General features: G+C 69.6%; 5 protein-coding genes. 2 read left to right on the forward strand and 3 right to left on the reverse strand.

Annotation, left to right across the window (positions count from 1 at the left end):
- Window positions 1–314: 314 nt before the first annotated feature.
- Window positions 315–1322 carry a stage II sporulation protein M gene (locus tag ACWGIH_RS43150; RefSeq protein ID WP_453452727.1) on the reverse strand — a complete coding sequence of 336 codons (1008 nt, stop codon included), beginning with the start codon at window positions 1320–1322 and terminating at the stop codon, window positions 315–317.
- A gap of 89 nt (window positions 1323–1411) precedes the next feature.
- On the opposite strand from ACWGIH_RS43150, the gene ACWGIH_RS43155 reads away from it, so the two are divergent.
- Entirely contained in the window at window positions 1412–2377 is a 966-nt protein-coding gene (locus tag ACWGIH_RS43155) for an RDD family protein (RefSeq protein WP_453452729.1), read from the forward strand.
- Between the two features lie 13 nt (window positions 2378–2390).
- On the opposite strand, the gene ACWGIH_RS43160 is transcribed toward ACWGIH_RS43155, so the two are convergent.
- The gene (locus ACWGIH_RS43160; RefSeq protein WP_453452731.1) at window positions 2391–3005 is read right to left on the reverse strand and encodes a hypothetical protein; all 615 of its coding nucleotides are present in this window, start codon (window positions 3003–3005) and stop codon (window positions 2391–2393) included.
- Window positions 3006–3563: 558 nt separating this feature from the next.
- Complete coding sequence (ahcY, locus tag ACWGIH_RS43165; RefSeq protein WP_453452732.1) at window positions 3564–5021, reverse strand: adenosylhomocysteinase; 1458 nt, start codon at window positions 5019–5021, stop codon at window positions 3564–3566.
- A gap of 399 nt (window positions 5022–5420) precedes the next feature.
- Between ahcY and ACWGIH_RS43170 the strand changes: the two genes are divergently transcribed.
- Window positions 5421–7520, forward strand: a complete 2100-nt coding sequence (locus ACWGIH_RS43170; RefSeq protein WP_453452734.1) for a fructose-specific PTS transporter subunit EIIC — start codon at window positions 5421–5423, stop codon at window positions 7518–7520.
- Window positions 7521–7573: the final 53 nt, after the last annotated feature.

Here is a 7573-nt window from a genome sequence, read left to right on the forward strand (position 1 = left end):
CTATCAGACTCTTTCGTGTCCGATTTCCTCGGTGCCTTTCCGGTTCCCGCTCCGGCCTTTCGGCTTTCGCGTTTCCCTTTCCGGCGAGTCCGACTTTATCAGAAGTTTTCGGCCGGTCTTACCGGCTGGAGTTTCCGATTAATCGGGTGCGGCTTCTTGGCTTATGAGAATCAAGAAGCAGGCAGATATTAACTGCCGCCGCTGGACTTGTCCAGCTCTAGGCAACTGTTCGAATCTACCTCCCCAGTCCTCCCGTGTCAACGGTTTTTCTGGGGCGTCGAGGACACTAGCAGCTCAGCAGGGGCCGACGCACATCAGGCTGCGACGGGGACCGTGGCGCTGCGTTCGGCGGGGTCCAGGTCGCCCGTGGCACCGGCACGTGCCGCCCTGCCGCCCAGGACGTAGACGTAGGCGAGGAAGGCCAGTTCAGCGGCGATGCCGATGCTGATGCGGGCCCAGGTCGGCAGGCCCGAGGGCGTGACGAAGCCTTCGATGGCGCCGGAGATGAACAGGACGAGGGCCAGGCCCACCGCCATGCCGAGGGCGGCTCTTCCCTCCTCGGCGAGGGCTGTTCGGCGTGAGCGTGGACCCGGATCGATGACGGTCCAGCCGAGGCGCAGGCCCGTACCGGCGGCCACGAAGACCGCGGTCAGTTCCAGGAGGCCGTGTGGGAGGACCAGGCCGAGGAAGGTGTCGAGACGGCCGGCGTCGGACATCAGGCCGATGCCTACTCCCAGGTTCAGCATGTTCTGGAAGAGGATCCAGACGACGGGGAAGCAGAGGAAGGCACCCAGAACCAGGCACATGGCGGCTGCTTGGGCGTTGTTCGTCCAGACCTGCGCCGCGAACGATGCTGCCGGGTGGCTCGAGTAGTACGTCTCGTACTCGCCGCCGGGGCGGGTGAGCTCGCGCAGTTCTCCGGGGGCCGCGATGGACGACTGGACCTCGGGGTGCGTGGCGATCCACCAGCCGATGATCGCCGCGAGGACCGTCGAGAGCAGGGCGGTGGGGACCCACCAGTGGCGGGAGCGGTAGACCGCTGCCGGGAAACCGTGGGACAGGAAGTGCGTGGCGTCGCGCCAGGAGGCTCGGCGGGTTCCTGTCACGGCACTGCGCGCGCGTGCCACGAGCTGGGTCAGCCGGCCGGTGAGCTGGGGGTCCGGGGCGCTGGACTGGATGAGGGAGAGGTGGGTGGCGGTGCGTTGGTAGAGGGCGACGAGTTCGTCGGCCTCGGCTCCGTTGAGTCGGCGCCTGCGGCGCAGCAGGGCGTCGAGTCGGTCCCACTCTGCTCGGTGGGCTGAGACGAAGACGTCGAGGTCCATCAGGTGGCTGCTCCTCGTACTGCGGCGCGATGCTGCCTCAGCTTGGCAGACTGGCGGTTCCGACGGCAGGGCAGGGAAGGGCGGCTGGCGTGAGTGAGCTTGTGACGGGCGAGGCGGTGGCGCTCGAGCTACGCCCGGCGAAACTGCCGAGTCGTGGGCTCGCCGTACTGATCGACCTGGTGGTGGCCTGGGCGGTCTACCTGGCGGTGACGTTGGCGATCGTGGCCTCCACGTCCTCGTTGGACGACGCGGCGGCCGCGGCGGTCGCCGTGGCGAGCTTCGTGCTGATCCTGGTCGGCGGGCCGATCGCGGTGGAAACGCTCAGCCATGGGCGGTCGCTGGGGAAGATGGCGTGCGGGCTGCGGGTGGTGCGGGACGACGGGGGGCCGATTCGCTTCCGGCACGCGTTGGTGCGGGGTGCGGTGGGGGTCGTCGAGATTCTGCTGACGTTCGGGGTCGTCGCCTGCATTGCTTCGCTGGTGTCGGCGCGGGGGCGGCGGCTCGGGGATGTGTTCGCGGGGACGCTTGTGGTGCGGGAGCGGGTGCCGGCCGGGCAGTCGCCCTTCATCCCTCCGCCGCCGCCTTGGCTCGCGGGGCGCTTCTCCGGGCTCGATCTGTCCGGGGTGCCCGAGGGGCTGTGGCTCGCGATCCGGCAGTACCTGACCCGCATGGGGCAGTTGGATCCGCAGGTGGGCTGGACGATGGCCGAGCGGCTTGCCGGGGATCTCGCGGAACGTACGGGGGCGCCGGCTCCGCAGGGTGTTCCGCCGGCGGCGTACCTGGCGGCGGTCGTGCAGGAGCGGCAGGCTCGGGACGCTCGCCGGGCGTTCGGTGGTGGGGGTGGAGTGCCTGCTGCCGGAGCGGCGTACGTGACGCCGCCTCCCCCGGCCTCCCCTGCCCATCCGGCCTCCCCTGCCCACCCGGTTTACCCGGCCTACCCGGCTCGTCCGGCGGGGCCCGCGGTCGGGCAGGAGGCGCGTGAGGTGCCGGCGGCCGTGCGGCAGGAGAGTGCGGAGGCCCCGCCTCCTGTCACCGGGTTCGTGCCGCCCGCGTAGGGCCGCGTCGGGGTCAGGCGAACGTCGAGGGCGGGGATTCGAGGTTCTCGAGCTCCGTGCCGGGGGCGGAGAGGACGACGTCACCGGCGATGTGGATGGCGTGCTGTTCGCCGGTGTCCAAGGCTGTGACCTGGTATTCGTCCACGATCAGCGGGCCGTTGTCAGTGGCGTGTGCTTCGCTTTTCAGCAGAGCCCAGGACTGGTCGAGGGTGCGGGGGGCCAGGACCGGGTCGGTGAAGGCGACGAGGCGGACGCGGGTCGCGGGGGAAGCGGGGGTGAGCCGGAGGAGGCGTGTGGTCGCGACAAGGAAAGCGGGGGATGTGCCGGTGAAGGCGTGGGCGGGGGCGTTGTCTTCGGTGGCGTGGGTTCCGGTGGGGTCGGTGCGTACCCATGTGACGCCGTCGATCGCCGCGGCGCGGATCTGCCAGTCCCCCGCGTGCAGTTCGAGGCGGATGGGGCGGCCCAGTTCATCGAGGGCCAGGTCGACGGAGCCGGTGGGCGCGCCCGAGGGTGCGGTCCGCTGGGAGACGTAGCGCCAGCCGGAAGGGCCGGGGGCGCAGTGGAAGTGTTCTTCACCGAGGGGGGTGTGGTCGTGCGGGTCGTGAAGCGAATAGTGGCCGCGGGGCATGGGGCTCGGTCCTTGTCGGGGGCGGGTTCTCGTCCGAGGGCCGGGGCGGGCCTTCGGTCGGCTGTGGGCCGGGGCCCGCTGTAGGGAGGGGCGGCTCGGTCCGCCCCGGACCCAAGGTAGGCCAGCCGTCATTCCGGGGCGCTTCGGGGCCCGGCGGTACCTGCGGGTGGCAGCCTGCCGGGCCTCGGCCGGGTCGAGCGGTGCGGGGTGAAGAGCCGGGGCGGGGTGAAGAGGCTGGGCGGGGGCGGCGCATCCATACCCAGTTCCTGAGTCCTGGCAGCTCTTGAGCCCCGGCAGCTCCTGAGTTCTGGCAGCTCCTGAGTCACGGAAGCTCTCGGGTCCCGGCAGCTCTCGGGTTCTGGGTGCCTTCTGACGGGTCGCCAGGTTTGCCCTGGGTCCGAGTGTGGCCCGCAGCCGGGTGCCTCGGGCTCTGTCGGAGCGGCGGTGCCGGGCGCAAGGTGCTCCGCCCGCACGCACGGGCGCAGGCCCCCGCCCGGGTGGGCGAGGGCCTGCGGTGAGCTTGGGGCCGGGGCGTGGAGTGGCCTCGGCCGGGGTTGCTCAGTAGCGGTAGTGGTCCGGCTTGTACGGGCCCTCTACCTCTACGCCGATGTACGCGGCCTGCTCGGGACGGAGGGTGGTGAGCTTGACGCCGAGCGAGTCCAGGTGGAGGCGGGCGACCTTCTCGTCCAGGTGCTTGGGGAGCACGTAGACGTCGGTCGGGTACTCCTCCTGCTTGGTGAACAGCTCGATCTGGGCCAGCGTCTGGTCCGCGAAGGAGTTGGACATCACGAAGGACGGGTGGCCGGTCGCGTTGCCCAGGTTCAGCAGGCGGCCCTCGGAGAGGACGATGAGGACCTTGCCGTCGGGGAACGTCCACGTGTGGACCTGCGGCTTGACCTCGTCCTTGACGATGCCGGGGATCTTGGCGAGGCCGGCCATGTCGATCTCGTTGTCGAAGTGGCCGATGTTGCCGACGATCGCCTGGTGCTTCATCTTGGCCATGTCCGAGGCCATGATGATGTCCTTGTTGCCGGTCGTGGTGACGAAGATGTCGACCTTGTCGACGACCTCGTCCAGCGTCGTGACCTGGAAGCCGTCCATCGCCGCCTGCAGGGCGCAGATGGGGTCGACCTCGGTGATGATCACGCGCGCGCCCTGGCCGCGCAGCGACTCGGCACAGCCCTTGCCGACATCGCCGTAACCGCAGACGAGGGCGGTCTTGCCGCCGATCAGGACGTCCGTGGCGCGGTTGATGCCGTCGATCAGGGAGTGGCGGCAGCCGTACTTGTTGTCGAACTTCGACTTCGTCACGGCGTCGTTCACGTTGATCGCCGGGAAGAGGAGGGTGCCGTCGCGGTGCATCTCGTACAGGCGGTGGACGCCCGTCGTGGTCTCCTCCGTCACGCCGCGGATCTCCGAGGCGAGCTGGGTCCACTTCTGCGAGCCCTCGGTGATGGTGCGGTTGAGGAGCTGCAGGATGACGCGGTGCTCGTCCGACTCGGCGGTGTCCTCGGACGGGACCTTGCCGGCCTTCTCGTACTCGACGCCCTTGTGGACGAGGAGGGTGGCGTCGCCACCGTCGTCCAGGATCATGTTCGGGCCGCCGGTGGGGGTGTTCGGCCAGGTCAGCGCCTGCTCCGTGCACCACCAGTACTCCTCGAGGGTCTCGCCCTTCCAGGCGAAGACCGGGATGCCCTGGGGGTCGTCCGGGGTGCCGTTCGGGCCGACGGCGATGGCCGCGGCCGCGTGGTCCTGGGTCGAGAAGATGTTGCAGGAGACCCAGCGGACCTCGGCGCCGAGGGCGACGAGGGTCTCGATGAGGACGGCGGTCTGCACGGTCATGTGCAGCGAGCCCATGATGCGGGCGCCGGCCAGCGGCTGGGTGGCGGCGAATTCCTTGCGGATCGACATCAGGCCGGGCATCTCGTGCTCGGCGAGGGCGATCTCCTTGCGGCCGAACTCGGCCAGGGAGAGATCGGCGACCTTGAAGTCCTGGCCGTTGATGAGAGTCGTCATTGGCGAGCTGCTCCTCGTGGGGTTGATCGAGGGTGGGTGGACATGGCTGACCTGCGACGACGGCACGGAGAAGCACCGGCGCGCAGCAGCGCAGTCCGTCGGAGGCCCTCTCTCCCTCGGACGGCGCCCGTGCAGGCACCGCCCGACCGCCATCAGCAGCGACGTCTGGCTCGGTCACAAAGCTACACCGATTGGCCCAGCGAGCCCCAGCCCGCCTCCCCGGGGGCCTCCCCGGGAGCACGCCCGGGGAGGGCGGCCGCGGGCGGGGCCACGGACAGGGCGACAGACCTGCCCATTCGGGACCTTTGCGCTTTTGAACTTGTGTCCGCGTGTTGCAGGATGCCTTGAGATCGGGAACATTTGCGCGATCTTGTTCGACGAAGGCGTTAGGAGATCCACGTGACCCATCCGGCCGATCCCCCCATAGGCGGGAGCAGTGGCGAGCGCAGGAAGCTCAAGCTGCTCGCCGTGACCGCCTGTCCGACCGGTATCGCCCACACGTACATGGCGGCGGAGAAGCTCTCGCAGGCGGCGGAGAGCCTCGGCATCGACATGAAGGTGGAGACGCAGGGCTCCATCGGTGCCGAGAACGTACTGACTGACAACGATGTCAGGGACGCTGACGGCATCATCATCGCGGCGGACAAGGACGTCGACCGCGGCCGCTTCGTGGGCAAGCGTGTGCTGTCCGTCGGCGTGTCCGAGGGCATCAGCCGCCCCGAACAGCTGATCGAGCAGGTGCAGAGCGCGCCCGTGCACGGTGGGGGCGAAGGGGGCGGCGGCGGTTCCGCCCAGCCGTCCTCCGGCGGAGGCGGCAAGGAGCGGAGCCTCGCGTACAAGGCGCTGATGAACGGCGTCTCGTACATGATTCCGTTCGTCGTGGTCGGCGGTCTGCTGATCGCGATCTCGCTGTCGCTCGGCGGGCACACGGACCCCAAGGGCGGGCTCGTCATCCCCGACGACTCGTTCTGGATGCACGTCAACCAGATCGGCGTCATCGGCTTCACGCTGATGGTGCCGATCCTCTCCGGCTATATCGCGTACGCGATCGGCGACCGGCCCGCGCTCGTGCCCGGCATGATCGGCGGCTGGATCGCCAACACCGGTGAGCTGTACGACTCCAAGGCGGGCGCGGGCTTCATCGGGGCCATCGTGACCGGCTTCCTCGCCGGCTACCTGGTGCTGTGGATCAAGAAGGTCAAGGTCCCCAAGTTCGCCCAGCCGATCATGCCGATCATCGTGATCCCCATCGTCGCGACGACGGCACTCGGTCTTTTCTTCATCTACGTCATCGGCGAACCGATCGCGTGGGTCTTCGAGCATCTGACCGACTGGCTCAGCGGCATGACGGGGACCAGCGCGATCCTGCTCGGCGCGATCCTCGGACTCATGATCGCGTTCGACATGGGCGGTCCGGTCAACAAGACGGCGTTCCTGTTCGGCGCGGGGCTCATCGCGACCGGCAACCAGACCGTCATGGGCATGTGCGCCGCCGCGATCCCGGTGATGCCGCTCGGCCAGGGGCTCGCGACGCTGATCCGCAAGCGGCTCTACAACGAGCAGGAACGGGAGACCGGCCTGGCCGCCTTGTTCATGGGCTTCTTCGGCATCTCGGAGGGAGCGATCCCCTTCGCGGCCGCGCGGCCCGCGCAGGTCATTCCCGCGAACATGCTCGGCGGCGCCGTCGCCGGTGCGATCGCCGGTCAGGCGGGCGTCGAGGACGCCGTGCCGCACGGCGGGCCGATCGTGGCGGTCCTGGGTGCCATCGGCGGCGTACCGATGTTCTTCATCGCTGTCGCCGTGGGTGCGGTCGTCACCGCCCTGACGACGGTCACCCTGGTCGACATCAGCGAGCGCAAGCGGCGTGGGGCACCGATCGTCGACGTGCCGGGCGGTCCCGAGCCGGTGCTCGCGGGCGCGGGTGCGGGTGTGGGTGCCGGAGCCGTCGGTTCCGGGGCATCCGTGGCACCTCAGAAGGCCGCCGCTGCCGCGCCTGCCTCGCCTGCCGTCTCCCCCGCCGATGAGGAGGACGACGAGGACGGCGAAGTCCTTTCCGGCTATCTCACCGAGCAGACCGTGAAGGTCCGTCTCGACTCCGCCGACAAGGACTCCGCGATCCGCGAGATGGCGAACCTCCTTGCCGCCACCGGCAAGGTGAACGACGTCGAGGAGCTCGTGCGGACGGCCCTGCGCCGCGAGGCCCAGGGCACCACGGGTCTCGGCGAGGAGATCGCCATCCCGCACGCCAAGACCGACGCGGTGACCTCGCCGGTCGTCGGGTTCGCGCGGTCGGCCGAGGGCATCGAGTGGGGTGCGCTCGACGGTACGAAGGCCAAGCTGATCTTCATGATCTCCGTGCCGGAGGCCGCCGCGGGCGACGAGCACCTGCGGATCCTCGCGCTGCTCTCGCGCAAGCTGATGGACACCGGCTTCCGGGAGCGGCTCGAGGCCGCGCCCGACGAGGCGGCGGTTCTCGAGGTGCTGCGCGAGGTGCGCTGACCGCAGCCGGTCCGTGAACACAGTCGGGGCCCCGCACCTGCACGGTGCGGGGC

It is taken from the genome of Streptomyces sp. NPDC054872 (assembly GCF_053610705.1).

Excerpts from the sequence above, each read along its gene's own strand:
- ACWGIH_RS43150 (WP_453452727.1), bottom strand. The coding sequence starts at position 1,322 with ATGGACCTCGACGTCTTCGTCTCAGCCCACCGAGCAGAGTGGGACCGA.
- ACWGIH_RS43160 (WP_453452731.1), bottom strand. The coding sequence starts at position 3,005 with ATGCCCCGCGGCCACTATTCGCTTCACGACCCGCACGACCACACCCCC.
- ahcY (WP_453452732.1), bottom strand. The coding sequence starts at position 5,021 with ATGACGACTCTCATCAACGGCCAGGACTTCAAGGTCGCCGATCTCTCC.